General features: G+C 73.4%; 22 protein-coding genes. 8 read left to right on the plus strand and 14 right to left on the minus strand.

The genetic code is table 11. The features are described from left to right. Positions 1-171: 171 nt before the first annotated feature. Entirely contained in the window at positions 172-1,350 is a 1,179-nt protein-coding gene (locus ACZ3ZE_RS26375) for a trypsin-like serine peptidase (RefSeq protein WP_361177778.1), read from the plus strand. A 196-nt stretch (positions 1,351-1,546) separates the two neighbouring features. Continuing rightward, positions 1,547-2,719, plus strand: a complete 1,173-nt coding sequence (locus ACZ3ZE_RS26380) for a trypsin-like serine peptidase (RefSeq protein WP_361627734.1) — start codon at positions 1,547-1,549, stop codon at positions 2,717-2,719. 165 nt (positions 2,720-2,884) lie between these two features. On the opposite strand, the gene hflX is transcribed toward ACZ3ZE_RS26380, so the two are convergent. The 6 genes from hflX to miaA all read right to left on the minus strand — a co-directional run bounded on the left by hflX (position 2,885) and on the right by miaA (position 10,971). Beyond that, positions 2,885-4,378, minus strand: a complete 1,494-nt coding sequence (gene hflX, locus ACZ3ZE_RS26385; RefSeq protein ID WP_361177775.1) for a GTPase HflX — start codon at positions 4,376-4,378, stop codon at positions 2,885-2,887. Positions 4,379-4,410: 32 nt separating this feature from the next. Beyond that, positions 4,411-6,045: a M1 family metallopeptidase gene (locus tag ACZ3ZE_RS26390; protein WP_467260942.1), complete on the minus strand. Its 1,635-nt coding sequence runs from the start codon at positions 6,043-6,045 to the stop codon at positions 4,411-4,413. A gap of 65 nt (positions 6,046-6,110) precedes the next feature. Continuing rightward, positions 6,111-8,276, minus strand: coding sequence for a RelA/SpoT family protein (locus tag ACZ3ZE_RS26395; protein WP_361627737.1), 2,166 nt, complete (start codon positions 8,274-8,276; stop codon positions 6,111-6,113). Between the two features lie 190 nt (positions 8,277-8,466). Beyond that, positions 8,467-9,372: a diaminopimelate epimerase gene (gene dapF, locus ACZ3ZE_RS26400; RefSeq protein ID WP_467260944.1), complete on the minus strand. Its 906-nt coding sequence runs from the start codon at positions 9,370-9,372 to the stop codon at positions 8,467-8,469. Positions 9,373-9,459: 87 nt separating this feature from the next. Beyond that, on the minus strand, positions 9,460-9,924 hold the full coding sequence (locus ACZ3ZE_RS26405) for a hypothetical protein (RefSeq protein WP_467260971.1): 465 nt from the start codon (positions 9,922-9,924) through the stop codon (positions 9,460-9,462). Positions 9,925-10,032: 108 nt separating this feature from the next. After that, positions 10,033-10,971: a tRNA (adenosine(37)-N6)-dimethylallyltransferase MiaA gene (gene miaA, locus ACZ3ZE_RS26410; RefSeq protein WP_361177767.1), complete on the minus strand. Its 939-nt coding sequence runs from the start codon at positions 10,969-10,971 to the stop codon at positions 10,033-10,035. A 112-nt stretch (positions 10,972-11,083) separates the two neighbouring features. On the opposite strand from miaA, the gene ACZ3ZE_RS26415 reads away from it, so the two are divergent. Next, positions 11,084-11,356, plus strand: coding sequence for a hypothetical protein (locus tag ACZ3ZE_RS26415; RefSeq protein WP_361177765.1), 273 nt, complete (start codon positions 11,084-11,086; stop codon positions 11,354-11,356). A gap of 75 nt (positions 11,357-11,431) precedes the next feature. Next, on the plus strand, positions 11,432-11,692 hold the full coding sequence (locus tag ACZ3ZE_RS26420; protein WP_361177763.1) for an antitoxin: 261 nt from the start codon (positions 11,432-11,434) through the stop codon (positions 11,690-11,692). A 122-nt stretch (positions 11,693-11,814) separates the two neighbouring features. Here ACZ3ZE_RS26420 and ACZ3ZE_RS26425 read toward each other — a convergent pair whose 3' ends face one another. From ACZ3ZE_RS26425 to ACZ3ZE_RS26445, 5 genes are all read right to left on the minus strand, one after another. Further along, complete coding sequence (locus tag ACZ3ZE_RS26425; RefSeq protein ID WP_363292203.1) at positions 11,815-12,522, minus strand: class III extradiol dioxygenase subunit B-like domain-containing protein; 708 nt, start codon at positions 12,520-12,522, stop codon at positions 11,815-11,817. 132 nt (positions 12,523-12,654) lie between these two features. Then, positions 12,655-14,187: a tRNA (N6-isopentenyl adenosine(37)-C2)-methylthiotransferase MiaB gene (gene miaB, locus ACZ3ZE_RS26430; protein WP_361177759.1), complete on the minus strand. Its 1,533-nt coding sequence runs from the start codon at positions 14,185-14,187 to the stop codon at positions 12,655-12,657. 34 nt (positions 14,188-14,221) lie between these two features. Then, complete coding sequence (locus ACZ3ZE_RS26435) at positions 14,222-14,896, minus strand: HisA/HisF-related TIM barrel protein (protein ID WP_361177757.1); 675 nt, start codon at positions 14,894-14,896, stop codon at positions 14,222-14,224. 9 nt (positions 14,897-14,905) lie between these two features. Continuing rightward, entirely contained in the window at positions 14,906-15,931 is a 1,026-nt protein-coding gene (pdxA, locus tag ACZ3ZE_RS26440; protein WP_363292200.1) for a 4-hydroxythreonine-4-phosphate dehydrogenase PdxA, read from the minus strand. After that, positions 15,928-17,142: a four-carbon acid sugar kinase family protein gene (locus ACZ3ZE_RS26445; RefSeq protein WP_361177753.1), complete on the minus strand. Its 1,215-nt coding sequence runs from the start codon at positions 17,140-17,142 to the stop codon at positions 15,928-15,930. Before ACZ3ZE_RS26445 ends, pdxA begins: the two co-directional genes overlap by 4 nt. 109 nt (positions 17,143-17,251) lie before the next feature. On the opposite strand from ACZ3ZE_RS26445, the gene ACZ3ZE_RS26450 reads away from it, so the two are divergent. Continuing rightward, a complete protein-coding gene (locus ACZ3ZE_RS26450; RefSeq protein ID WP_361177751.1) occupies positions 17,252-18,154 on the plus strand; it encodes a LysR substrate-binding domain-containing protein in 903 nt (300 codons plus the stop codon). A gap of 34 nt (positions 18,155-18,188) precedes the next feature. Here the strand turns inward: ACZ3ZE_RS26450 and ACZ3ZE_RS26455 are convergent, their stop codons facing one another. The 3 genes from ACZ3ZE_RS26455 to ACZ3ZE_RS26465 form a co-directional block, all read right to left on the minus strand. Beyond that, on the minus strand, positions 18,189-19,583 hold the full coding sequence (locus ACZ3ZE_RS26455) for a hypothetical protein (RefSeq protein ID WP_361177749.1): 1,395 nt from the start codon (positions 19,581-19,583) through the stop codon (positions 18,189-18,191). 172 nt (positions 19,584-19,755) lie between these two features. Next, the gene (locus ACZ3ZE_RS26460; RefSeq protein WP_361630195.1) at positions 19,756-20,703 is read right to left on the minus strand and encodes a hypothetical protein; all 948 of its coding nucleotides are present in this window, start codon (positions 20,701-20,703) and stop codon (positions 19,756-19,758) included. Between the two features lie 200 nt (positions 20,704-20,903). After that, positions 20,904-21,401, minus strand: coding sequence for a hypothetical protein (locus ACZ3ZE_RS26465; protein WP_361177745.1), 498 nt, complete (start codon positions 21,399-21,401; stop codon positions 20,904-20,906). A 588-nt stretch (positions 21,402-21,989) separates the two neighbouring features. On the opposite strand from ACZ3ZE_RS26465, the gene ACZ3ZE_RS26470 reads away from it, so the two are divergent. The 3 genes from ACZ3ZE_RS26470 to ACZ3ZE_RS26480 are packed head-to-tail and all read left to right on the plus strand — an operon-like array spanning position 21,990 to position 25,611. After that, positions 21,990-23,204, plus strand: a complete 1,215-nt coding sequence (locus tag ACZ3ZE_RS26470; protein WP_467260946.1) for an RCC1-like domain-containing protein — start codon at positions 21,990-21,992, stop codon at positions 23,202-23,204. Positions 23,205-23,220: 16 nt separating this feature from the next. Further along, positions 23,221-24,387 carry an RCC1 domain-containing protein gene (locus tag ACZ3ZE_RS26475; protein ID WP_467260948.1) on the plus strand — a complete coding sequence of 389 codons (1,167 nt, stop codon included), beginning with the start codon at positions 23,221-23,223 and terminating at the stop codon, positions 24,385-24,387. 39 nt (positions 24,388-24,426) lie between these two features. Beyond that, a complete protein-coding gene (locus ACZ3ZE_RS26480; protein ID WP_361177739.1) occupies positions 24,427-25,611 on the plus strand; it encodes an RCC1 domain-containing protein in 1,185 nt (394 codons plus the stop codon). The last annotated feature ends 56 nt before the right edge of the window (positions 25,612-25,667 follow it).

Below are 25,667 nucleotides of genomic sequence, written 5' to 3' on the forward strand. Positions count from 1 at the left end.
CGTGTCCCGGATCACGGACCGGCAAAGGCTGTTGGGGTACGGAACCGCGGACCTGCGTCGTGCCGTCCCCTCCGGCACCGGCATAGTGGGGGCTTCACCTTTGGCGCGGCCCGTCCGTGCCGCCACTGTTCACTGATGCACAAGTAGACGTAGTCCCAGGGGGATCACGAGATGCGATCGATACGTCCGATGCTGGCCGCAGCCTCCGCCGTCGCGGCACTGACGCTGACGGCGACGGCCTGCGGTCCGACCGAGGACAACGCGGGGGGTGACAAGCCCAGCGTTTCCGCGAACCCGACCGCGGGCGGCAAGATCACGATTCCGGACGACCTGAAGCAGCGCCTGAAGGACCACGGGATCGACCTGGACAAGTGGCGGAACGGCGAGTGGAAGAACTGGGACAGGGACAAGTGGCTGCGTGAGGCCAAGGACTACGTCAACCCCATCATCGAGGACCTCTGGGACCCGGACCGGATGCGGGACGCCGAGCGCCCCGACAAGCCGGTCAGGGACGAGGACATCTCCGGTGACAAGGGCGTGACCGACCCGACGCCGGACCCGGTGAAGGCCAGGTCCGTGCAGGCGCCGTACCACTCGTCCGCGCCCGCCTCCGGCAAGGTCTTCTTCGACGGCCCCGAGGGCTCGATGGTCTGCTCGGCCACGGTCGTGCAGGACCCGGCGCACCCGGGCAAGTCCAACATGGTCTGGACGGCCGGTCACTGCGTGCACGCGGGCAAGAAGGGCGGCTGGTACCGCAACATCGCCTTCGTCCCCTCGTACAACAACGCCGGGAAGCCGACGGCCGAGCTGGAGAAGGCGACCCGCGAGGAGATCGCGCCGTACGGGGTGTGGTGGAGCGACTGGGCGCAGACCTCCGACCAGTGGATCGACCAGGGCGGGCAGACCGGCGGCCAGGGCGCGCCGTACGACTTCGCGGTGCTGCACGTGACGCCGGAGAAGGGTTCGACCGGCAAGTCCCTGGAGGAGACGGTCGGTTCGGCGCTGCCGGTGGAGTTCAACGCCCCGGCCGTGCCGAAGATCGCGGAGATGACCGCGACCGGCTTCCCGGCGGGTCCGCCCTACGACGGGCAGAAGATGTTCCAGTGCCAGGACAAGCCGGGCCGTCTGTCGGTGAAGACCGAGCAGCCGACGATGTACCGGATCGGCTGCACCATGACCGGCGGTTCCTCCGGCGGCGGTTGGGTGGCCAAGGGCCAGGACGGCAAGCCGGCGCTGGTGTCGAACACCTCGATCGGGCCGGTGACGGCGGGCTGGCTGGCCGGGCCGCGGCTCGGCGCCGAGGCCAAGACGGTCTACCAGGGCGTCAGCAAGAAGTACGCGAACCGCTGACCCGCTGACGGAGGAGGGCGGGACCCGTGGCGGGTCCCGCCCTTCCGTACGGGCATACTGTGCACCGCTAGTGACGCGTCCATGGCAATCCGGATCGGATTCTTCCGCTCCGGCGGCCGCCCGCGGGGCCCCGAGGGCCACGGCCGACGGCCGGACGAGACCGGACGCGCAGAACATCCCAGGGGGACATCACTTCATGCGTTCCATACGAATCCTGCCCGGCCTCACGGCCCTGGCCGCGGCGCTCGCGCTGACCGCCACGGCCTGCGGTCCGACCGAGACCCCGGCGGCCGACAAGCCCGCCGACAAGCCCGCCGCGTCCACTCCCGCCGAGGACGGCGCCGGTTCCGGCTCCGACCTCACCAAGGACATCGCCGGCAAGCTGAAGAAGCACGGCGTCGACCTCGACCAGTGGAAGAACGGCGACTGGAAGAACTGGGACCAGGACAAGTGGCTCCGTGAGGCGGAGGACTTCGTCAACCCGGTGATCGACGGTCTCTGGGACCCGGCCCGGATGCAGTCGGCCAAGAGCCCCGACCCGACGATCACCGCGCAGGCCGGCAGCTCCGGCAGCGACCCGGTGCCGCGGCCGGTCCAGGCGCAGCGCGAGAAGACGCCGTACCACCGCTTCGCGGCCCCGGTCGGCAAGATCTTCTTCGACTCGCCCGAGGGCTCGATGGTCTGCTCCGGCACGATCGTCAAGGACCCGCGCCACCCCGGCAAGTCCAACCTCGTCTGGACCGCGGGCCACTGCGTCCACGCCGGCAAGCGGGGCGGCTGGTACCGGAACATCACCTTCGTCCCGGCCTTCAACGACCTGGGCAAGTCGCCCGCCGCGCTGCGCAACGCCAAGCCCTACGAGGTGTACCCCTACGGCCAGTACTGGGCCGACTGGGCCGTGACCTCCGGCGAGTGGCTCCAGAACGGCGGCACCAACCAGGCCTGGCCGTACGACTACGCCGTGCTGCACGTCCAGCCGGAGCGGGGCCGCAAGTCCCTTGAGGAGACCGTGGGCGTGGCCCTGCCGGTCGACTTCTCCGCGCCGGCGCCCTCGCGGGCCGGCACGGTCGGCGCCTGGGGCTACCCGGCGGCGCCGCCGTACAACGGCATGATCATGCACAAGTGCCTGGACCGCGCCACCCGCCTGACCACCGCGCCGGCGACGCCGACGATGTACCGGATCGGCTGCACCATGACCGGTGGCTCCTCCGGCGGCGGCTGGTTCCGCGTCCTGCCCAACGGCACGACGGCGCTGGTGTCGAACACCTCGATCGGCCCCGCCGGCCGCAACGGCTGGCTGGCCGGACCGCAGCTGGGCCGCGGCGCGAAGGCGGCCCACGAGATGGTCAGCAAGAAGTTCGCCCGCTGACCGGGGGACGCTGACCCGGGAACGCTGACCCGAGGACGCTGACCCGCACGAAGGCCTGCAGAACGAGGCCGGCACCGGCCGATCCAGGCCGACACGGAAGAAGGCGCCGGCCGTCTCCCTCTCGGGAGGCGGCCGGCGCCTTCTGCGTCTGTCGACGCCGTCGCGTCAGTGCGCGGCGGGGACGTACGGCGCGAGGAGCGCCGCCAGTTCCTCGTGCACCCGCGCCTTGAGCAGGGTGCCCTCCGGGGTGTGCTCCTCGGAGAGGACCTCGCCCTCGGCGTGCACCCGGGAGACGAGACCGCCCTCGGTGTACGGCACCAGGACCTCGGTCTCGATCTGCGGGCGCGGCAGCTCGGACTCGAGGAGCGCGAGCAGCTGCTCCATGCCCTCGCCCGAGCGGGCGGAGACCGCGATGGAGTGCTTCTCCACCCGGAGCAGACGCTGGAGCACCATCGGGTCCGCCGCGTCCGCCTTGTTGATGACGACGATCTCCGGCACGTCGACCGCGCCGACGTCGCGGAACACCTCGCGCACGGCCGCCAGCTGCTCCTCCGGGGCCGGGTGCGAACCGTCCACCACGTGCAGGATGAGGTCGGAGTCGCCGACCTCCTCCATGGTGGAGCGGAAGGCCTCGACCAGGTGGTGGGGCAGGTGCCGGACGAAGCCGACCGTGTCGGCCAGGGTGTAGACCCGGCCGGTGGGCGTCTCGGCCCGGCGCACGGTCGGGTCGAGAGTGGCGAACAGCGCGTTCTCCACCAGCACGCCCGCGCCCGTGAGGCGGTTGAGCAGCGAGGACTTGCCGGCGTTGGTGTACCCGGCGATGGCGACCGACGGGATCTTGTTCCGGCGGCGCTCCTGCCGCTTGATGTCGCGGCCGGTCTTCATCTCCGCGATCTCCCGGCGCATCTTCGCCATCTTCTCGCGGATCCGACGCCGGTCGGTCTCGATCTTGGTCTCACCGGGACCACGGGTGGCCATGCCGCCACCGCCGCCGCCACCCATCTGACGGGAGAGCGACTGACCCCAGCCGCGCAGTCGCGGCAGCATGTACTGCATCTGCGCGAGCGCGACCTGCGCCTTGCCCTCTCGGGACTTGGCGTGCTGGGCGAAGATGTCGAGGATGAGGGCGGTCCGGTCGACCACCTTCACCTTGACGACGTCTTCGAGGGCGATGAGCTGGCCGGGGCTGAGCTCGCCGTCGCAGACGACGGTGTCGGCGCCGGTCTCGAGCACGATGTCCCGCAGCTCCCGGGCCTTGCCCGAGCCGATGAAGGTCGCGGGGTCGGGCTTGTCGCGGCGCTGGATGACGCCGTCGAGCACGTGGGCGCCCGCCGTCTCGGCGAGGGCCGCGAGCTCCGCGAGGGAGTTCTCCGCGTCCTGCACCGTCCCCGAGGTCCACACACCGACCAGCACGACGCGCTCCAGGCGCAGCTGGCGGTACTCGACCTCGGTGACGTCCTCGAGTTCGGTGGAGAGGCCGACGACACGGCGCAGGGCCGCGCGCTCGGAGCGGTCGAGCTGGTCGCCGTCCCGCTCCCCGTCGATCTCGTGGCTCCAGGCGACGTCCTCTTCCATCAGGGCATCGGCCCGAAGGCTCTCGGTGCGGTTCGTCTCCGCGAAGCTCTGCTTGTCCTGGGAAGGGGATGAAGAGGAGGTCATTTGATCCTTACGTCGAAGAAGAGTCCGTTACGTCAGTCACAACGCGTGACGTCCCGGAGGAATTCCCGGGGTCCGGCCGCGCCGCCGACCTGAAGATGGTGACACGGCCGGGCCGGGCCCGTCATCCCGGTTTCACCGCCGTGGCGCCCGGCTGTCCCCGTCGGGGCGCCCGGCTGTGCCAGTCGGGGTGCCCGGCTGTGCCAGTCGGGGTGCCCCGGCATGGGCGGGGTCTTCGCCGCGTACAGCCAGTCCGCGAAGAATCGCTTCAGGTCGCGGCCGGAGATCCGCTCGGCGAGTGCGATGAAGTCCTTCGTGCCGGGTGTCCCGTCCCGGTTCTCGCTCACCCAGTCGCGCTCCAGCTGCTCGAACGCCTCGGTGCCGATCTCGTGCCGCAGCGCGTACAGGGCGAGGGCGCTCCCGTCGTAGACGACGGGACGGAAGAGGCTGATCTTCTCCCCCGGCTTCGGCGGCTTGGGCGCGGCGGGCGGGCCGCCGTCGGCGCGCCACTGGTCGGAGGCGCCGTACGCGGCCTTCATGCGCCGCTCCAGGGTGGGCCCGCCCTTCTCCTGCGCGTAGATCGCCTCGTACCAGGTGGCGTGGCCCTCGTTGAGCCACAGGTCGGACCAGGTGCGGGGCGAGACGCTGTCGCCGAACCACTGGTGGGAGAGCTCGTGGACCATGATCGAGTCGACGTACCACTCGGGGTAGCCGGGCTCGGTGAACAGGCCGCGCTCGAAGAGGGAGAGGGTCTGGGTCTCCAGCTCGAAGCCGGTGTCGGCGTCGGCGATGAGCACCCCGTACGTCTCGAAGGGGTACCGGCCGATCCGGCTCTCCAGCCACTCCAGGTGGCCGGGGGTGCGGCGCAGCCAGGGCTCCAGGAGCTCGCGGTCGGCGGTGCGGACGACGTCCCGCAGCCGCAGGTCGTGGGGGCCCTGCCGGTGCACGACGGTCGAGTCGCCGATGGAGACCTGGGCGAGCTCGGTGGCCATGGGGTGGGCGGTGCGGTACGTCCAGGTGGTGGTCGCCCCGTTGTGGACGCGGCTCTCGGGGAGGCCGTTGGCGACGGCGGTGAGGGCGCTGGGGGCGGTGATCCGGAAGGTGAAGAACGCCTTGTCGGAGGGGTGGTCGTTGGAGGGGAAGACGCGGTGGGCGGCGTCGGCCTGGTTGGCCATGGCGAGGCCGTCCCCGGTGCGCACCCAGCCGCCGCTGTCGGCGGGGCCGGTGGGGTCGCTGGTGTGGGTGACGGCGATCTCGACGGCGTCGCCCCGGTCGACCGGGCGGGCGGGGGTGATGACCAGGTCCTCGCCGCTGCTCTCGTACGCGGCGGGTTCGCCCTCGACGGTGACGGCGGAGACGGTGCCGTGGGTGAAGTCGAGGTTGATGCGTTCCAGGTCGGCGGTGGCGAGCGCCTGGATCCGGGTGACGCCCGCCAGCGGTTCGGTGTTGCGGCCGGGGTAGGTGAGGTCGATGTCGTACGAGAGGACGTCGTAGCCGGGGTTGCCCAGCTGGGGGAAGAGCGGGTCCCCGATGCCGAGGGGCGCGGCCGGGGGCAGGGCCGCGGCGACGAGTCCCGCGGAGAGGGCGACGAGGACGGCGGAGCGCAGCACGCGCGCGCGGGCACGCGCGCGTGGCGACGGATTGCGGGGCGTACGGGTGGGGAGCGGCATGGGCTACCGCTACCAGGGACGGGACCGCTCCCCCGGGCGGCGCGCGCGCCGGCCACTCGAAGGGGTCAGGGCCGGGGCGAGGCGGGGTGCCGGGCGCGGCTCACGTCGTACACGCCGGGCACGTCCCGCATGGCCCGCATGAGGGCGGGGAGTCCGGCGGCGTCGGGGAGTTGGAGGGTGTACGTGTGGCGGACCCGCTGTTCGCTGGGGGGTTCGACGGTGGCGGCGACGACGGCGGCGCCCTCGGCGGCGATGGCCTCGGTGAGGTCGGCGAGCAGCCGGGGGCGGCCGAAGGACTCGGCGACCAGGGTGACCCGGCAGGCGTCGGTGTCGCCCCAGTGGACGGTGACGGGCGGGCGCCCGAGCCGCCGCATGGTGTCGGCGGAGGCGCAGGCGGTGCGGTGCACGGTGACGGAGCCGCCGCGCACGACGAAGCCGGTGATCTCGTCCGGCGGTACGGGGGTGCAGCAGCCCGCGGGGCGGACGGCGGGGGTGTCGGTGCCGGGCAGTTCGGCGCGCAGGCGCGTGCCGGAGCGCCGGTCGGTGGTGACGCCCGCGGCGGGACGGGGGGCCGCGGCGGGGATCTTGGCGGCCTCCGGGTGGGCCTGGAGCCAGCCGGTGATGGCGATCCGGGCGGCGGGCGTGCGGGCGTGGTCCAGCCACTGCGGCGAGGGCCCGGAGGTGCTGTCCTGGGCGAGCAGCGTCTGAACGGTGTCGCCGTCCTGGAGGACGGTGCTCAGGGGCGCGAGCCGGCCGTTGACCCGCGCCCCGAGACAGCTGTGGGCGGCCTCGCCGTGCTGGGCGTAGGCGGCGTCGACGCAGGTGGCGCCGGCGGGCAGGCTGAGGGCGCCGGGGGTGCCGCCGTCGGTGCGGAAGACGGTGATCTCCTGGTCCTGGGCGAGGTCGGCGCGCAGCGAGGTCCAGAAGGTGTCGGGGTCGGGCGCGGACTGCTGCCAGTCGAGGAGCCGGGAGAGCCAGCCGGGCCGCGTGGGGTCGACGCGCTCGCCGTCGTCGCCGGGGCCGCCCGGGCCGCCGGGTGTCTGGTCGGTGGCCTCCTGGCCGCTGTACGGGTTGCCGAGGGCGACGACGCCGGCCTCGGCGACCTTGTGCATCTGGTGGGTGCGGATGAGGACCTCGGCGACGGCCCCGTCGGGGGCGGCGACGGCGGTGTGGAGCGACTGGTAGAGGTTGAACTTGGGGGCGGCGATGAAGTCCTTGAACTCCGAGACGACCGGCGTGAAGCAGGTGTGCAGCTCGCCGAGGACCGCGTAGCAGTCGGCGTCCTCGGCGACCAGGACGAGCAGCCGGCCGAAGTCGCTGCCGCGCAGGTCGCCGCGCTTGAGGCGGACCCGGTGGACGGAGACGAAGTGGCGGGGCCGGACGAGGACTTCGGCGCCGACACCGGCCTCCCGCAGCAGGCCGGAGACCTGTTCGGCGATGGCGGAGAGGGCGTCGCCCGCGCCGGCGTTCCCGGCGATGAGGGCGCGGGTGGCCTCGTACTCCTCGGGGTGGAGGATGGCGAAGACCAGGTCCTCCAGCTCGGTCTTGAGCGCCTGGACGCCGAGGCGCTCGGCGAGCGGGATGAGGACGTCCCGGGTGACCTTGGCGATGCGGACCTGTTTCTCGGGGCGCATCACGCCCAGCGTGCGCATGTTGTGGAGGCGGTCGGCCAGCTTGATCGACATGACCCGGACGTCGTTGCCGGTGGCGACGAGCATCTTGCGGAAGGTCTCGGGCTCGGCCGCCGCGCCGTAGTCGACCTTCTCCAGCTTGGTGACGCCGTCCACGAGGTACGCGACCTCCTCGCCGAACTCGGTGTGCACCTGGTCGAGCGTCACCTCGGTGTCCTCGACGGTGTCGTGGAGCAGCGCGGCGGTCAACGTCGTCGTCTCGGCGCCGAGTTCGGCGAGGATCAGGGTGACCGCGAGCGGGTGCGTGATGTACGGCTCGCCGCTCTTGCGGAACTGGCCGCGGTGCGAGGACTCGGCGAGGACGTACGCCCGGCGCAGCACGGCCAGGTCGGCCTCGGGATGGTGGGCGCGGTGCGCCTCGGCGACGTGCCCGATGGCGTCGGGCAGCCGGTCGCGGATCGCGGGGCCCGCGGTCGCGCCGAGCAGGGCGGCGCGGCCGAGCCTGCGCAGGTCGATCCTGGGGCGGCCGCGTCTGCGGCCGGGAGCGTCGGGGCCGGTGGCCCCGGCCTCGCTCACGGGGTTGGTGGCCTCTGCGCTCATGGGGCACCTCCGGCGGCGTGGACCGGCGGAGGGCCGGGGCAGGCGTGCCCGGCGGGCCGGTGCTTGATGCTACCGACCCCACCACGTGGCGCAGTCCCGCTCTCGCCCAGCGTGAACCGGATCACCCATTCGAGGGACGAATCAGTCGTTGACAGTTTCGATTCGGGGCGATCGCGGGGTCCCGGGCGAGTCAGCCGCGCGCGTCGGCCCCGTCGCGGCCGGACGGCTCCGCGAGCCACGCCGGGTCGACGGTTCCCGCGGCGACGATCACGGCGGGACCGGTCATCTCGATCTCCCCGTCGGGGTGCTCGGTGATGACGAGCGTGCCGCCGAGGACGTCCACCGTGTACGTGACGGGGGCGCCGGACTCGGCCGGGTCGGCGCCGTCCCGGCGGGCGGTGGCGACGGCGACGGCGCAGGCGCCGGTGCCGCAGGAGCGGGTCTCGGACGCGCCGCGCTCGTGGACGCGCATGGCGACGTGGCGGGGGCCGCGGTCGGCGACGAACTCGATGTTGACGCCGTCCGGGTAGACCCCGGCCGGCTCGTACGGCGGCTCGGTGGAGAGGTCGCCGGCGTGGTCGAGGGAGTCGACGAAGGCGACCGCGTGCGGGTTGCCCATGTTGACGTTGCGGGCGGGCCAGCTGCGCTCGCCGACCGTGACGGTGACCCCGTCCTCGGGGAGCACGGCGCGGCCCATGCGGACGGTGACGGAGCCGTCCTTGGCGAGGTGGACGCGCTTGACGCCGCCGCGGGTGGCGACGGCGACCTCGCCGGCGGTGACGTGCCCGGCGTGCTCCAGGTAGCGGGCGAAGACCCGGACCCCGTTGCCGCACATCTCGGCGACCGAGCCGTCCGCGTTGCGGTAGTCCATGAACCACTCGGCCTCGCCGGCCAGGTGCCGCGCCTCGGGGTGCGCGGCGCTGCGCACCACGTGCAGCACGCCGTCGCCGCCGATCCCGGCCCGCCGGTCGCACAGCCGGGCGACGACCGCGGCGGGCAGGTCCACGGCGTTCTCCGCGTCGGGGACGATCACGAAGTCGTTCTCGGTGCCGTGGCCCTTGAGGAACGTGAGGGGCGAGGTCTGCGTGCTGGTCACGGGACCAACTGTACGGGGCGGGTCGGACACCGGGCGGGACGGTCCAGGGGACGGGACGCCCCGCGGCGCCCCGAGCGCGCCGCGGCCTCAGCGCAGGCGGGCCACGCGCCAGACCGCGAGGGCGACCAGGAGGGCGCTCAGGGAGAGGTACAGGGCGAGGGCGCGCCAGTTCGGGCGTTCGCCGGAGCCTCGGGCGGGCAGGCCCGGCCAGGTGTAGCCGACGCGGCGGGCGGCCATCATGCCCCAGCCGGCCGCGCAGGAGCTGATGAGCAGTCCGAGCATGGCGACGACGGCGCCGCCCTCGCCCGAGCCGAAGGCGAGCGGGAAGGCGAACATGAGGGAGCCGACGGCGGCGAGTCCGACGATCGGGGCGAGCTGCCAGATCCTCAGGCGGCGCTGCGGCCGCAGTTCCACCTCGACCTCCGCCGCGTCCACCTCGACGGCGCTGCCTTCGGCCTGGTCGGGTCCGTCCGGCGTCAGGCCGGGCGTCCCACCGGGACTTTCGTCCCGGACGGCGGCCTGCTGTTCCGTGTCACGAGGGCCGGCCTCCATCGCCACGCGCCCTCCCCACTCGGACTCCACTTGGTCGATCGATGCTCGATGATGGCACGCCACCACCCCCCGGAATGACGGGCATGACGTCCCGATGCCATCACGTGATCAGGCTGTAACCGCTCGTTCGACCAACGCCAGCGCCCGCCCCGGGAGTTCCCTCCGGTCCTCGACGGCGCCACTCAGCCAATGGACGCGCGGGTCGCGCCGGAACCAGGAGTCCTGGCGGCGGGCGAAGCGCTTGGTGGTGCGCACCGTGTCCGCGCGGGCCTCGTCCTCGGTGCACTCCCCCGCGAGCGCGGCGAGCACCTGCTGGTAGCCGAGCGCGCGGGCGGCCGTGCGGCCCTCGCGCAGGCCCCGCTCCTCCAGGGCGCGCACCTCGTCGACCAGCCCGGCCTCCCACATGCGGTCCACGCGGGTGGTGATCCGCTCGTCGAGTTCGGGGCGGCCGACGTCGACGCCGATCTGCACGGTGTCGTAGACGGAGTCGTGGCCGGGCAGGTTGGCCGTGAACGGCTTGCCGGTGATCTCGATGACCTCCAGGGCGCGCACGATGCGGCGTCCGTTTCCGGCCAGGATGGCGCGGGCGGCCTCGGGGTCGGCGGCGGCGAGCCGGGCGTGCAGGACGCCGGAGCCGCGTTCTTCCAGTTCGGATTCCAGGCGGGCCCGGACCTCCGGGTCGGTGCCGGGGAACTCCATCACGTCGAGGGCTCCGCGTACGTACAGGCCGGAGCCGCCGACGAGGACCGGGGTGCGGCCCTCGGCGAGCAGCCGGTCGATCTCGGCGCGGGCCAGCCGCTGGTACTCGGCGACGCTGGCGGCCTCGGTGACGTCCCAGATGTCGAGCAGGTGGTGCGGAACGCCGCCGCGTTCCTCCAGCGTCAGTTTGGCGGTGCCGATGTCCATCCCTCGGTAGAGCTGCATCGAGTCGGCGTTGACGACCTCGCCGCCCAGCTGCTGGGCGAGGAAGACGCCCAGATCGGACTTTCCGGCCGCTGTGGGACCGACGACGGCGATGACCCGCGGGGCGGGAGCTGCACTTCTCACCGGACCAGTCTCGCAAACCCGCGGGCGCGTCCCCGAATGAGCTACGTGACGGCCCTCATCCGGCTTCGTTGCTTTTGCGGGATTCCGACCCTGAGTACGCTAGGGAGCAGATATGGGCGTTTTCGCAATGTTTCGGCGCAAGAGCAGCACCACCACCGCCACGGACGTCACCGTCGACACCGCCGCCGAGGCGGCGGACGTGACGGAGGGACCGCAGGGCGCCACGGCGGACCCGGTGGACCCGGTGGAGGGGGCCGCGGAGGCCGGCGGCGAGGTCGCGGAGCCGGTGGCGGCCGAGGCGAAGGCCGAGGTCGTCGAGATCCCGAAGCAGCAGTCGGCCGAGGCGGCCGCGGACAACGGAGCCGGCGAAGGCGCCCGTAAGTAGGCACGGACGGCACGGACCGGTACGACCGGCACGGACACGGACCCCACGGGGGTCCGTCGGAGGGAGGGTGACCCCATGGGTCTCCTGGATTCACTGAAGGCGAAGCTGGCCCCGGCCAAGGACAAGGTCTCCGACCTCGCGCAGCAGCACGGCGACAAGGTGGAGCACGGCCTGGAGAAGGCCGCGAAGGTGGTCGACGAGAAGACCAAGGGCAAGTACAGCGACAAGATCGAATCCGGCACCGGGAAGGCCAAGGAGGCCATCGACCGGCTCGCCCACAAGAAGGACGGGACGGACGGCGGCACCGACGGCCCCACCCCGCCGCCGGCCGTCTGAGGCACCCCGCCCGCGCACCCGGGGCCGGCGCCCGCCCGGCGTCACCCACGGTCCCTCCGTACGGCGGACGGCCGCGGAGCACCACGCTCCGCGGCCGTCCGCCGTCGTGTGCGGGCCCGCGCTCAGCTCCAGGCGGCGACGAAGTACCCGACGCCGTAGGGGGCGTCCTCGTAGAGCAGCCGGCCCTCCAGGCCCGCGCCCTCGGCGGCGCCCGCGAGGACCTGCCAGGGGGCCCGGCCCGCCGCCTGCAGCGCGTGCGCGAGCTCCGCGTCCAGGGCGAGCAGCGCGGCCGCGTCGGCCGAGCCCAGCGCGTGCCCGACGGCGGCGTCGAAGCCCTCGGCGCGCTCGTCGAGGTAGCCGGGGGCCTTCACGGTGCGGCAGGCGCTGCCGTCGCCCATCACGAGGAGGGCGACCCGGTCCGCCGAGGCGCCGATCTCCCGGCCCGCCTCCGCGCACCGGGCGGGCTCCAGTTCCGTCCCGACCCCGAGTCCCTCGACGGGCGCGTCGGCCCAGTCGGTGTGCTCCAGGAGCCAGGCCGCGACCGCGAGCGACGCGGGCAGCGCCCGTTCCCCGCCGCGCCCGCTGCCGAGCCGTACGGTCAGGTCGACACCGAACCCGGCGAACGATCCGGCGGAACCGGCGGGGTGGACGCCCCGGGCGCCCTCCCCGGCGGGGCCGATGACGACGAGCCTGTCGGGACGGGAGGCGGCGAGCACGGAGAGCGCGTCGGAGCAGGCCGTCCGCGCGTCGGCGAGTTCGGACGCCGCACCGGCCGCGACGGCGGGCACGAGCAGCGGGGGGCAGGGGCACACGGCGGCGGCGACAAGCATGATCCGCAGCCTACTGCGCCCCGCCCCGGCGCTCGGGAAGCCGGACCGCCCCGGCCGCCTTTCGGGCGGCCGGGGCGGCGGAGTCGTACAGGAGCCCGGTGGGGGGGGCCGTGGCGGGGGAGCCCGCTGGGGTCAGTGGCTTCCGCAGGCCGGTGCGTCCGCCACCGGCAGGGGTTCCGGGACGCCGATCTTCGGCAGGCCGAGGAGCACGCCGGCCGGCTTCGCGGCGGCCGCGGCGGTGCGCTTCTCCCAGGCGTCGCCCGCGCGGGTGCGGCGGACGGCGGTGGTCGGGCCCTCGGCGAGGAGGTGGTGCGGGGCGGCGTAGGTGATCTCGACGGTCACCACGTCGCCCGGGCGCACGTCCTCGTCCGGCTTGGTGAAGTGGACGAGCCGGTTGTCGGGGGCGCGGCCGGAGAGGCGGTGGGTCTCGCCGTCCTTGCGGCCCTCGCCCTCCGCGACCATGACCTCCAGGGTGCGGCCGACCTGCTTCTTGTTCTCCTCCCAGGAGATCTCCTCCTGGAGGGCGACGAGGCGCTCGTAGCGCGCCTGCACGACCTCCTTGGGGATCTGGCCCTCCATGGTGGCGGCGGGGGTGCCGGGGCGCTTGGAGTACTGGAAGGTGAAGGCGTTCGCGAAGCGGGCCTCGCGGACGGCGTGCATGGTCTGCTCGAAGTCCTCCTCGGTCTCGCCGGGGAAGCCCACGATGATGTCGGTGGAGATGGCGGCGTGCGGGATGGCGGCGCGCACCTTCTCGATGATGCCGAGGAAGCGCTCCTGCCGGTACGAGCGGCGCATCGCCTTCAGGACGGTGTCCGAACCGGACTGCATCGGCATGTGCAGCTGCGGCATCACGTTCGGCGTCTCGGCCATGGCGGCGATGACGTCGTCGGTGAAGTCACGCGGGTGCGGCGAGGTGAAGCGGACGCGCTCCAGGCCCTCGATCTCCCCGCAGGCGCGCAGCAGCTTGCTGAAGGCCTCGCGGTCGCCCAGGTCGGAACCGTACGCGTTGACGTTCTGGCCGAGCAGGGTGATCTCGGAGACGCCCTCGGCGACCAGCGCCTCGATCTCGGCGAGGATGTCGCCGGGACGGCGGTCCTCCTCCTTGCCGCGCAGCGCCGGGACGATACAGAAGGTGCAGGTGTTGTTGCAGCCGACGGAGATGGAGACCCACGCGGCGTACGCGGACTCGCGGCGGGTCGGCAGCGTGGAGGGGAAGGCCTCCAGCGACTCGGCGATCTCGACCTGCGCCTCCTCCTGGACGCGGGCGCGCTCCAGGAGGACCGGCAGCTTGCCGATGTTGTGCGTGCCGAAGACCACGTCGACCCAGGGGGCCTTCTTGACGATGGTGTCGCGGTCCTTCTGCGCCAGGCAGCCGCCGACGGCGATCTGCATGCCGGGACGGCTCACCTTGCGCGGGGCGAGCCGGCCGAGGTTGCCGTACAGCTTGTTGTCGGCGTTCTCACGGACGGCGCAGGTGTTGAAGACCACGACGTCGGCGTCGCCGTCGGCGTCCGCCGGCGCCTTGACGTAACCCGCCTCCTCCAGGAGGCCGGAGAGCCGCTCGGAGTCGTGGACGTTCATCTGGCACCCGTAGGTGCGTACTTCGTAGGTGCGCGTCACGCCCGCCTCGGCCACTGCCCCGGTCCCGTCTTTGCTGCTGGTCACCTCACAAGGGTAAGGGGGCCCCGGGACTGTCCCGCTACCTCGGGCCGCCGCTCGCCTCGACCAGGGCCGTGAGCTGCGCGGCAAGGGTTCCGGCGTCGGGGCGGACGGCGCCCGCGAAGGCCGCCGAGCCGACGGTGAAGGCGTCGGCGCCCGCCTCGGCGAGCTCGTGGATCTGGGCCGGCCGGGACAGGGAGCCGGCGACGACGAGCCGGCCCGCCGTGGCGGCGCGGGCGGCCCGGACCAGGTCGAGCGGGTCGGCCTCGGTGGCCCGGTGGGCGAGCAGGTCGACGCCGGCGCACCCGGCGGCCTCGGCCCGGCGGCAGTCCTCGGCGATACGGGCGGGGGAACCGGCCAGGCGGGTCGGATGCCCCTGGGGCTCGCCCGCGAAGGGCAGGTAGCGGACGGGGCCGCCGTCGAGCAGGGCCAGGGTCTCCTCGATCCACACGCCGCCCATCAGCCAGTCGACGCCGAGGTCGACCGCCGTCCGCACGGAGTCGAGCGCCTGCTCGCGCCCGGTGGAGACGACCTCCAGGTGGCTGGTGGCGCCGAGCTCCTTGATCTGCTCGTGGAGGCGGCGCAGGGTCGCGGGGTCGACGCCGACGTCCTTGAAGCCGATGTGGGTGATGCCGAGGTCGCGGACGGAGTCCAGGACGTGGAGGCAGTCGGTGACGGTCCGGTCGTCGCGGGTGAGCATGAAGATGAAGTCCATGGGTGTCCCTCAGACGTGAGCGGCGAGCTCGGCGGCGTGGTGCAGGGCGGTGAGCAGGCTCGTGTGGTCGGCGGTGCCGGTGCCCGCGAGGTCGAAGGCGGTGCCGTGGTCGACGCTGGTGCGGACGAACGGCAGGCCGAGGGTGATGTTGACGCCGTGCTCCAGGCCCAGGTACTTGACCGGGATCAGCCCCTGGTCGTGGTACTGCGCCACGACGGCGTCGAACTCCCCCGCGCGGGCCCGCATGAACACGGTGTCCGCGGGGTGCGGGCCGCTGGCGTCGATGCCCTCGGCGCGGGCGGCGCGTACGGCGGGCGCGATGACGTCGAGGTCCTCCCGGCCGAAGAGGCCGTTCTCCCCCGCGTGCGGGTTGAGTCCCGCGACGGCGATACGGGCCCCGGGCCCGAGGGCCTGGTGGGTGAGCCGGATGATGTCCAGCTCGCGCTCGGGGGTGAGGGCGTCGATCGCGGTGCGCAGCGACTGGTGGACGGTGACGAGGACGGTCCGCAGCTCGTCGTTGGCCATCATCATGGCGTAGCGCTCGGTCCCGGAGAGCTCCGCCAGGATCTCGGTGTGGCCCGGGTAGGGCAGTCCGGCGAGCCGCAGGGCCTCCTTGTTGATCGGCGCGGTCGTGATCGCCCGCACCTCTCCGGCGAGCGCCAGCTCGATCCCCCTGCGCACGTACGCGAAGGAGGCCGCGCCCGCACGGGCGTCCACGGTGCCGAGCGCGGGCTCCTCGGGGAGCGCGGGGCCCTCGGGGAGCACGTGGAGGACGCCGGGATCGCCGGGCCGCCCGTCGGCTGCCGCTGCTTCGGCGGCGGTGGCGACCGTCCGGACGGTCAGCGGGATGCCGGTGGCGCGGCAGGCGCGGGCGAGGGCGCCGGGGTCGCCGATGACGAGGACCGGGACGCGGCGGCGGGGGTCGGCGCAGACCTTGACGGTGATCTCGGGGCCGATGCCGTGCGGGTCGCCCATGGTGAGGGCGAAGGGACGGGGGTCGGGGTGGGGGCCGGGGTGGGGCGCCGGGCGGCTCATCGCTGCTCCCCTGCCGTCAGCAGCGCGCAGAGGCGGACCAGGGTGCCGTCGTCGCCGAAGCCGCCCGCCTTGACGAGGACGGGGAGGCGGGGGGCGGTCGGGCCGTGGAGGGTGCCGCGGGCGATGCCCGGTTCCGGTTCGTCGTGGAGGTCGAGGCCCGTGGCGCCCAGGACGTTCAGGACGGCCGCCGCGGTCTCGCCGCCGGTGAGGACGAGCCCGTCGGCGAGGCCCTTGCCGACCGTCTCCGCCGCCGTCTCGGCGAGGCGGCGGGTCAGCGCGGCCGGGTCGGCGCCCCGGGCGTCGGGGGTGTGCAGCGCGAGCAGCGGCGCCCCCGACGCGCTCAGGGCCGCGAGGGCCGCCGCCGGGTCGTCGGCGACCGCGCCCTCCGCTCCCGACCGCTCGTACAGCGCGGCGAGTTGACGCCTGCTGGCGGGGTTGGCGCTGCCGACGACGGCCAACGGGCGCCGTACGGGCGGCAGTCCGGGGTGGCCGGCGGCCTGGGCGCGCCCGTACCGGCGGGCCAGCGCGGCGGCCAGGCCCGGGGAGCCGACCCAGAGGACCTCCCCGGCGCGCGGCACGGCGGCGACGACCGCGTCCAGCTCCTCGTCCGTCGCCGCCGAGCAGACGAACACGCCGCCCCGCGCGAGGAGTTCGGGGAGATCGGCGAGCCGGTCGGGTTCGACGCCCGTGGACTCCGGCAGCAGCCGGGTGAGGTCGGCGGTGCGGACCGGGTGGGCCGGGTCGCGGGCGAACTCGCTCTCGTCGACCCGGACACCCCGGACGTACTGCACGCCCCGGACCGTCGTGCGTCCCTCCGCCGGGAAGGCGGGGGCGACGACGGCCGCGCGGCGGCCCGAACCGGCGAGCGCGGCCCGCACCTCGGCCGCCACATGCCCCCGGAGGGTCGAGTCGACCGTCTTGAGCAGCAGGCCCGCGCCCGCGTACGCCCCGGCCGCCGCCCCCATCCGGGCGGCCGCCTCGGTCGCGTCGAGGAGCCGGGTGCCGAGGTCCACGGACGTGACACCGGGGGGCGTGACGTCGGCGGGAGTGGATCCGGGGGACGTGACACCGGCGGCCGTAACGCCGACACCCCGAGTCTCCGGCGGTTCGAACAGCACCAGGGCGCGGTGCCCCGACCTGCGGAAGGGGACGGCGCCGTCGGCGGCGCTGGTGAGGTCGTCGGCGAGGACGACGACGCTGGACGGCTGCATCGTGTGGGTGCCCCTCGGGTCGGGTTTCCGTGACGAGATCAACAGTGACCCGCATGAACCCGCAGGACAAGCGATTCCTTCTCACCCCACCTGTGAGTAGATTTCACACATGAGCCGCCCGGACCTCCCCCCGCTGAACACCCTGCTCCCCTTCGAGGCGACCGTGCGGCACGCGAGCATGACCCGGGCCGCGCGGGAGCTCCACGTCACCCACGGAGCGGTCAGCCGCCAGGTGCAGAACCTGGAGAAGGCCCTCGGTACGCCCCTCTTCGAGCGCGGCGCGCGCTCCCTGCGCCCCACCCCGCAGGCCCGCCGCCTCGCGGCCGCGGTCCGGGACGCGCTGGACCTGATCGAGTCGGCCGCCCGGGAGGTGTCCGGGCGGGACCGGGACGCCGGCCCGCTCGCCCTGTCCTGCGAACCGACCCTGCTGATGCGGTGGCTCATCCCGCGCCTGCCCGACCTCGCCGCCCGGCACCCCGAGTTGACCGTGCACCTGTCGGCGGGCGGCGGCCCCGTGGCCTTCGCGCGGGACACGGTGGACGCGGCTGTGCGCCGGGACGACTTCCCGGTGCCGGACGGGGTGACCCGGGTGCCGCTCTTCGACGAGTGGATCGGCCCGGTCTGCCGGCCGGAACTGGCCGAGCGCCTGAGGCTCGGCGAGCCCGTCGCCCTGCTGCACACCAGCACCCGGCCGGCCGCCTGGGACGACTGGCGCCGCCTCTCGGGCCGGGGACCCGCGCGCGCCGCCGAGCAGACCTTCGAGCACTTCTACCTGGCGCTCCAGGCCGCCGCCGCGGGCGTGGGCGTCGCCATCGGGCCGTACGCACTCGTCCACGACGACCTCGTACGGGGGCAGTTGGCGGCCCCGTACGGGTTCGTCGCGGACGGCACCGGCTACGGCCTGCTCACCCCTGGCCCGCCGGAGCGGGACGCGCGGACCGCCGCGCTGCTCGGCTGGCTGCGCGAGCAGGCGACGGCCCTGGTCCCGCCGCCCACGGAGCGGTCGGTGTGAGCGGTTGGCGTGAGCGGTCGAAAGGGAGGAGCCGTCAGCCGAGCGGGACGGTGCGGGTCGCCCGTACCGACCGGTTCGCGGCGGGCGCGGACACCTTCAGGAGGCCCTTGTCGGAGGAGTAGGCGGCCGCCCCGGCGTCGACCGGGGTGGTGGTCATGGGCCGGGCCGCGGTGCAGCGCTGCTTCTCCGCCTCGGCCATCGGCCCGGTGCGCTGGAGCAGGCGGTCGGGCACTCCGCGCGAGGGCCCGTCGATGACGGCGTGCAGCCGGTAGTCGTCCTTCTTGCTGAGGAACCAGCCCTCGACGCGCTCCCGGCTGGGCTGGAGCTCGATCCAGCTGACCTCGCCCGGCTGGATGCGCTCGACGACGGTACGCTCCTCGCCGCCGAACCACTGCCAGGCGCGCTGCCAGCCCTTCTCGTACGCGAGCGAGAACTGGCCGGCCATCGGCCGCTCCTTGATCCGCTTCTCGTCCTCCGTGCGGTCGCCCGAAGTGGGGAGCTTGGCCACGTCGTTGAGCGGCAGACCAGCGGCGGCGTAGGTCTGGGAGATGCTGTCGTAGGCGCGCTCAGAGAAGGAGACGACCCGGGTGTGTTCGAGGGTGTTGCGGGTGCAGTTGACGAAGGCCTCGCCCACCACCCGGGCGCGGTCGTAGTAGCGGAAGGACATCCGCATGTCGGGCCGGAAGACGCAGGCGCTCTCGCCGTTGCAGGCGGCGGCAGCGTTGTGCAGCGTCGTCTGGCGCTCGTTGCCCTTGTACGCCTCCGCCGTGCCGAGAGCGGTCTTGTCGACGGTCCGGTCGAGCGGGACCGGTACCTCGACGGCGCGGATGCGGGCGATCATCGGGGTGCAGGTGACATGGGTCTTGGAGTCGGTGACCTTGGAGGCGAAGGTGAGCAGGGGCTCGTTCTCGCCGGCCACGAAGGTGTAGGTGCGCTTGGACCAACGCCCGGGCCCCGGTGTGCCCTTGACCCTGTCCGGGTCGCCGGCGGTGGTCACCGCCTGGACGGAGCCGCCGGAGCCCTCGACGGTGTAGGGCTGGCCGTCGACGACGTCCGAGCCGTTGCACTCCTTCGAGACGGCCGGGCTGTCCTCGTAACTGACCGTCACCTCCGCTCCGGTACGGACCCCGCGCAGGCGCTGCGAGAGGGAGTTGCCCTGTTTCTCCAGGCCGACGCCGTGGGCGGTGTCGGTGCGGCCGGACGCGGACGGGGAGTAGCGCTGGTTCCGGCCGTCCCAGGAGTCGAGGGCGACGGTGGTGGGGCCGTCGCCCTTCATGACGGGGTCGGCGAAGTCGCCGTTGAGGACGGTGACGGTCTGGGGGGCCGGGGCTTCGGCCGCCGCGTACGGGGCGGCGAGGGCGGCCGGGAACAGGAGACCGGCGGCCGCGAGCGTGCGGACCGCGACGGCCGAAGCGGAAGAGGAAGACATGGGGGACGGACTCCTCGTGCGGGGGTGGTGCGTGCCAGGGGCGGGACGGGGACCGAAAGGGGACCGGGAAGGGGACCCGGGAGGGAACCGGGAAGCGACCCGAGAAGGGACCCGGAAGCGGATCGGAGGCGGGGCCGGACGCGTACCGAAGGGGCGTCTGTGGCCCCGCCGCTCAGGAGCCGCTGCGGGCGGGGTGCAGGACGTCGACCCGCTTCGGTACGGCCCCGGGGACGAGGGCGTCGTGGGCTTCGCGTACCGGCATCACGCGCGGCGACGGCGGCGGGCCGGGCTGCGGGTTGTTACCGCCCGCGGTGGTGCCGGTGGGGCGGGTGCGGCCGCAGAGGTTGGCCGGGGCGGCGTAGGTCTGGGCGACGAAGCTGCTGGAGTTGACCATGGAGGGGCTGTCGACGGCGATCCCGGAGATCTGGGCGCCCGAACCGGCGATGAGGCTGCCGACGACCCGGCGCATGGCCGCGCTCGCCCCGAAGACCAGCATGTCGTAGGGCAGGACGGTGGTCTTGTAGGTCGTCGCCTCGGTGTTGTCGACCGTCCACGACTTGGAGTAGGTGGCCTTGAAGGCGGCCTCGAAGGCGAGTTTGGCGCTCAGGGAACCGGCGACCTTGCCGCCGGCGGCGACGCTGGTCTTGGTGCCGTTGGTGGAGGTCGGCCCGTCCTTGAGGTTGGGCGTCTTGTGCTCGCTGGTGATGTCGTTGGTGAGGTTGGTCGTGACCTCGCCGGACGCCGTGACGGTGCCCTCCGCGGTGATCTTGCCGGAGATCTCGCCGCCGATGTTGTCGGTGCTGGACGTGCGCAGGGTGACCGTGCGGTCGACGCTCATGTCGCTCTCGGTGCAGTTGACGACCGAGTTGCCGAGGGACCGGACGGCGGTCGCGAACTCACGCCCCTGCTTGGGGTCGATGACGAAGCGGCAGGCGTCGGCCTTGGTGTCGCAGGACTTGAGGACATCGGCGATCTTCGCCGGGCGCCCGTCGGCGGTGAAGGCACGCGGGGCGGGCGGCTCGCCGGGCCCCTCGTCCGCGCGCGCGGGCGGCGCGAGGGGCAGGGCGAGACCGAGAGCCAGGGCGGGAAGGAGGAGCAGCGCGGGACGGCGCGGGGACATGGGAGATCCCTTCGGGACGGGGCGAGACGGGAGGGGACGGGACGGGCGGACGGGCGGACGGCCGGTCGGTCGGTCGGTCGGTCGGTCGGTCGGTCGGTCGGTCGGTCGGTCAGACGGTCGGCCGCGGGCAGGCAGTCAGGCAGTCGGGCAGTCGGGCAGTCGGTCGGGAGCCGGCTTACGCGGAGCGGGACGGCAGCACGTCAGGAGCCGAGCAGCGAGCACAGCTGGGAGGCCGGGAACGGCGATACGCCCGGGTCGGTGGATCCGGCGGGCAGCGAGGCCGGGAAGTCCGCGCAGGTACTGGTGACGGCGGTCTGGGCGTTGTCCTTCGGGTCGGGCTTGAAGCCGTCGACGACGGTCTTCATGTCCTTGAGGCCCTCCTTCTCGCCGTTGCCCTTGGCCAGTTCGCCCATGCAGGCCTCGGAGCCCGGCTTGCACTTCTCCAGGTCCTTGCCGACCTTCTCGATGTCCTTGTCGGCCTTGGCCGCCGACTCCTTGGTCTTCTTCTTCTGCTCGTCGATCTCCTTCGCCTCGTTGGCGTTCGCCTGCGCGTCGAGGCATGCCTGGTCGTCGGGCTTGCACTCCTCCGCGAGGGCGGCGGGCGGGGCCGCGAGGGCGGCCGGTGCGGCGGCCAGCGCGAGGGCCGAGGCGAGGACGGCCGCGCCGAGGGCACGCCGTACGAGGAGAGCGGAAGGCATGGCACAACTCCCTGGGGACGGGGGTGAATTGCGGATCACGGGAACAGCGCGCGGGTCGCGGCAGGGACTGCCGTCAAGATCGCCAAGCGCCTCTCGACGCTAACCGGACGCGCCTCGGGGCAGCCGCAGGACACACGGCGCGGCGGCGGGCCCGTGCACCGCTCACCGCTTCGGCGGAGTGCGGGAGAGGACCGCCGGACGGACGGTCCCGAGGCAGCTCCGAGGCCCGCCGCCGGGGCGGTCCGCGCACTCGTCCGGATGGAATTCCGAGCCGGCCCGAGAGGGGGGCCGACCGCCTCGGACGGGGTGTCTCACTCTCCCGGGTGCCGCCGGTCGGCCGTCCGCCGCGCCCGGCCTCCCCGAAGAGGCGTACGGCGCCCCTAACCGGTGAAATCGCCGCCCGGAAGGCGACCCCGAACGGGCGTCCGACAGACGGGTGTTTCAGCGCTCCCGGCTCGCGCCCATGATCACCGTCGGCAAGGCTGCTGCTGTGTCCGACGGCCCGTCCCGGCCGTCCGACCGGCCCTGGGCACGCCATGCCCGCGGGCCGTCAGCTCCCCCGTACGTCCCCCGAAGGAGAGCAGACCCATGTCCCGATCATCCCGATCACGACGTCGGCCCTGGCACGCCCTGGGCGGCCTGACCGTCGTGGCCGCGCTCGCCGCCGTCCCGGTCCTCGCCCCCACTGCGACCGCCAACGAGGGCAATCCGACCGTGCTGAGCTGGGGCGCCGGCCGCACCGGGCAGCTCGGCAACGGCACCCTGTCGGACAGCCTGTCGCCCACCTCGGTCACCAGCCTCTTCCGCGGCGACGTCGACCAGATGTCGGCGGGTGGCACCTCGTCGGCCGACTCGTTCGCGCTCGCCCGCACCGACAAGACGGTGAAGTCCTGGGGGCACAACTCCTCGGGTCAGCTCGGCAACGGCGGCAACGACAACCAGACCGTGCCCGCGACCGTCCCGCGCCTGACCAACATCAAGGACATCGCGGCGGGCGGCAAGCACGCCCTCGCCCTGGACACCAGCGGCCAGGTCTACTCCTGGGGCGACAACTCCTACGGCCAGCTCGGCAACAACCGCACCGGCGACAGCCGTACCGTCCCCGACCGGGTCCAGGGCATGCCGAAGGTCAAGCAGATCTCGGCCGGCTGCGACTTCAGCCTCGCGCTCCTGGAGAACGGGAAGGTGTACGCGTGGGGCCGCGGCATCCACGGCCAGCTCGGCACCGGCAGCCGCGCGACCAGCTCCGTCCCCCGGCAGGTGACGGGCCTGGAGAACATCGTGTCCATCGACGCGGGCTGCTACCACGCCCTCGCACTGACCGCCGACGACACCGTGAAGTCCTGGGGCTACAACCTCTACGGCCAGCTGGGCAACTCCAGCACCAAGTCCTCCACCGTCCCGGTCGACGTCGACTGGCTGGAGGGCGTCTCCGAGATCGGGGCGGGCGCCCACCACAACTACGTCAAGACCAGCGACAGCCACGTCTACGGCTGGGGCAACAACCAGTACGGCCAGCTCCTGGAGGGCGACGAGTCCTTCGGCGACAACGTCTCGCGCACCAACCGCACGGCCCCCGTGGAGATCCCGCGCCTGGAGGGCGTCCAGCACCTCGCGGCCGGGCTGCGCCACGGCGTCGCGGTGACCGCGGACGATGTCTTCACCTGGGGCAACAACAGCGAGGGCCAGCTCGGCAACGGCACGACCGTGTCCCGCTTCGAGTCGGTGAAGATCCTCAACGAGGGCTCGAAGGTGAAGGACGTCGCGGTGTCCTTGGGCGGCAACACGACGTACGCGTACTGAGCGGGGTGCGTACGTGATGACGTACCGCACCCTCGTACGCGCTGCCGTCGCCCTCGCCGCCGTCCTCACCCTGGGCACCCCGGCACACGCCGAGCCCACCGACCCGTGGGTGCGGGCCTGGGGCCTGAACGCCGCCGGTCAGCTCGGCAACGGCACCACCCTCGACCAGCAGACGCCGTCCTCCGTGCGGGGCGTCCGGCGCGACGACGTGCGTGAGCTGGAGGCCAACGGCGGCAGTGCCGCGAGCCGGGCCTTCGCCGTCGCCCTCCTCAAGGACGGCACCGTCGAGGCCTGGGGCGGCAACGGGAGCGGCCAGCTCGGCGACGGCACCACGACCGACCGGACCGTGCCCGTGACCGTGGCCGGGCTCTCCGGCGTCTCGAAGATCGCGGCCGGAAACGGCTTCGCCGCCGCCGTACGCGGCGGGCGGGTGTGGGCCTGGGGCGTGAACAACGTCGGCCAGCTCGGCAACGGCGTGACGTCGGACGCCGCCACCCCGCGTCCGGTGCTCGCCCAGAGCCTGCGCAAGGTGACGGACATCGCGCTGGGCTGCGCCTTCACCCTCGCCCTGCGCGAAGACGGCACGGTCTGGTCCTGGGGTGAGAACACCTACGGCCAGCTGGGCATCGGAACCGTGACCCATCAGAACACCCCGAAGCGGGTGCCGGGTCTCACGGACGTCGTCGCCGTCTCCACCGGCTGCCACCATTCCGTGGCCCTCATGGCTGACGGCACGGTCAAGACCTGGGGGTACAACCTCAACGGGCAGTTGGGCAACGACACCGTCGAGCCCAGCTCGTCCCCCGTGGACGTGAAGCTCCTGGACGAGGTCAAGGCGGTCTACGCCGGCTGGTACCACAGCTTCGCCGTGCTGGCCGACGGCAGCGTCCGGGCCTGGGGCTGGAACGGGGGCGGTCAGCTCGGCGACGGCAGCACCGTCCAGCGCACCACCCCCGTGCCCGTCCCCGGCCTCACGGGGGTCCAGGCCCTGTCCGCGGGCTACCAGTACAGCGTGGCCCTCCTCGACGACGAGTCCGTCGTCGCCTGGGGCGACAACTCCTCCGGCCAGCTCGGCGACGGCACCACCACCGCCTCGTCGACCCCCGTCACCGCCCTGCCCCCGGGCAGCGGCACCACCCGAGTACCCGCCTCCGTCCCCTGGCGGACCAGTTACGCCTACTGACCCGACGGTCCGTCCCCCACGAAACCGAAAGGCACGCAGATGACCCCACCCCTACGTCTCCCCCTCGTCGCCGCCCTGTCCCTGGCGGCGCTCACCCTCCCCACCCTCCCCGCACACGCCGCCGGCACCGACCCCTGGGTCCGCGGCTGGGGCGAGAACGCCCAGGGCCAGCTCGGCAACGGCTCGGTGCTCACCCAGCAGACGCCCGCCGCCGTCACCGGCATCACCCGTGACGACGTGCGCAAGGTCTCGGGCGGCGGTGGCGGCGCCGCCGCTGCCGCCAACCCCTTCGCCGTGGCCCTCCTCAAGGACGGCACCGTGAAGTCCTGGGGCGCCAACACCACCGGACAGCTCGGCAACGGCACCACCACCGCCCAGAGCTTCCCGGGCACCGTCACCGGGCTCTCCGGGGTCAGCGCGGTCTCGGCCGGCCTCAACCACGCCCTCGCCGTCAAGGGCGGCCGGGTACTCGCCTGGGGCAGCAACGCCGCCAAGCAGCTGGGCACCGGCCAGGACACCACCAACCCGTACAAGGCCCCGATCCCGGTACAGAGCCTGGACAAGGTGAAGGACGTCGGCGCGGGCTGCGACTTCAGTGTGGCGCTGCGCCAGGACGGCACCGTCTGGACCTGGGGCAAGGGCGACAACGGGCGGCTCGGCACGGGGAACAACACCACGCGCGAGACCCCGCAGAAGGTCCCGGACGTCGAGAACGTCGAGGCCATCGCCGTGGGCTGCGAGTACGTCCTCGCGCTCACCGCCGACAACACGGTGAAGGCCTGGGGCAAGGGCGCCGAGGGCCAGCTCGGCAACGACTCGACCGCCGACAGCAACAAGGCGGTGGACGTGGCGTACCTCGACTCGGTGGCCTCGGTCTTCGCCACCAACGCGACCGCCTTCGCGGTCCTCGACGACGGCAGCGTGGCCGCCTGGGGCAAGAACACCGACCGGCAGCTCGGCGACGGCACCAACGCAAACCGCACCACCCCCGTCGTGCTCGACCAGCTCAAGGGCGTGCAGGACATCGCGGGCGGCCTCAACTACACCCTCGCCGCGCTCGACGACGGCTCGGTGGTCGGCTGGGGCACGAACGACGTCGGCCAGCTCGGCGACGGCACCACCACGGCCACCACCGGGACGGCGACGACGACCGCGCTCCCGCCGGGCAGCCAGATCACGCACGTGACGACGACGATGACCGGGAAGTCCGGCTTCGCCTACTGAGCGAACAGCGACGCGGACGTTGAGCGACACCGCGCGCCCGCTCCCCGTCCCCGGCC

The sequence above is a fragment of the Streptomyces sp. NPDC023157 genome (assembly GCF_055560575.1).

What these genes read in the sequence shown, in the direction of transcription:
- ACZ3ZE_RS26375 (WP_361177778.1), top strand. Translation starts at nt 172, where the DNA reads ATGCGATCGATACGTCCGATGCTGGCCGCAGCCTCCGCCGTCGCGGCA.
- ACZ3ZE_RS26425 (WP_363292203.1), bottom strand. Translation starts at nt 12,522, where the DNA reads ATGCTTGTCGCCGCCGCCGTGTGCCCCTGCCCCCCGCTGCTCGTGCCC.
- ACZ3ZE_RS26475 (WP_467260948.1), top strand. Translation starts at nt 23,221, where the DNA reads ATGACGTACCGCACCCTCGTACGCGCTGCCGTCGCCCTCGCCGCCGTC.
- ACZ3ZE_RS26455 (WP_361177749.1), bottom strand. Translation starts at nt 19,583, where the DNA reads ATGTCTTCCTCTTCCGCTTCGGCCGTCGCGGTCCGCACGCTCGCGGCC.
- ACZ3ZE_RS26435 (WP_361177757.1), bottom strand. Translation starts at nt 14,896, where the DNA reads ATGGACTTCATCTTCATGCTCACCCGCGACGACCGGACCGTCACCGAC.
- hflX (WP_361177775.1), bottom strand. Translation starts at nt 4,378, where the DNA reads ATGACCTCCTCTTCATCCCCTTCCCAGGACAAGCAGAGCTTCGCGGAG.
- ACZ3ZE_RS26445 (WP_361177753.1), bottom strand. Translation starts at nt 17,142, where the DNA reads ATGCAGCCGTCCAGCGTCGTCGTCCTCGCCGACGACCTCACCAGCGCC.
- pdxA (WP_363292200.1), bottom strand. Translation starts at nt 15,931, where the DNA reads ATGAGCCGCCCGGCGCCCCACCCCGGCCCCCACCCCGACCCCCGTCCC.
- ACZ3ZE_RS26470 (WP_467260946.1), top strand. Translation starts at nt 21,990, where the DNA reads ATGTCCCGATCATCCCGATCACGACGTCGGCCCTGGCACGCCCTGGGC.
- ACZ3ZE_RS26465 (WP_361177745.1), bottom strand. Translation starts at nt 21,401, where the DNA reads ATGCCTTCCGCTCTCCTCGTACGGCGTGCCCTCGGCGCGGCCGTCCTC.
- ACZ3ZE_RS26460 (WP_361630195.1), bottom strand. Translation starts at nt 20,703, where the DNA reads ATGTCCCCGCGCCGTCCCGCGCTGCTCCTCCTTCCCGCCCTGGCTCTC.
- ACZ3ZE_RS26480 (WP_361177739.1), top strand. Translation starts at nt 24,427, where the DNA reads ATGACCCCACCCCTACGTCTCCCCCTCGTCGCCGCCCTGTCCCTGGCG.
- ACZ3ZE_RS26420 (WP_361177763.1), top strand. Translation starts at nt 11,432, where the DNA reads ATGGGTCTCCTGGATTCACTGAAGGCGAAGCTGGCCCCGGCCAAGGAC.
- ACZ3ZE_RS26415 (WP_361177765.1), top strand. Translation starts at nt 11,084, where the DNA reads ATGGGCGTTTTCGCAATGTTTCGGCGCAAGAGCAGCACCACCACCGCC.
- ACZ3ZE_RS26390 (WP_467260942.1), bottom strand. Translation starts at nt 6,045, where the DNA reads ATGCCGCTCCCCACCCGTACGCCCCGCAATCCGTCGCCACGCGCGCGT.
- ACZ3ZE_RS26380 (WP_361627734.1), top strand. Translation starts at nt 1,547, where the DNA reads ATGCGTTCCATACGAATCCTGCCCGGCCTCACGGCCCTGGCCGCGGCG.
- ACZ3ZE_RS26395 (WP_361627737.1), bottom strand. Translation starts at nt 8,276, where the DNA reads ATGAGCGCAGAGGCCACCAACCCCGTGAGCGAGGCCGGGGCCACCGGC.
- ACZ3ZE_RS26450 (WP_361177751.1), top strand. Translation starts at nt 17,252, where the DNA reads ATGAGCCGCCCGGACCTCCCCCCGCTGAACACCCTGCTCCCCTTCGAG.
- ACZ3ZE_RS26405 (WP_467260971.1), bottom strand. Translation starts at nt 9,924, where the DNA reads ATGGAGGCCGGCCCTCGTGACACGGAACAGCAGGCCGCCGTCCGGGAC.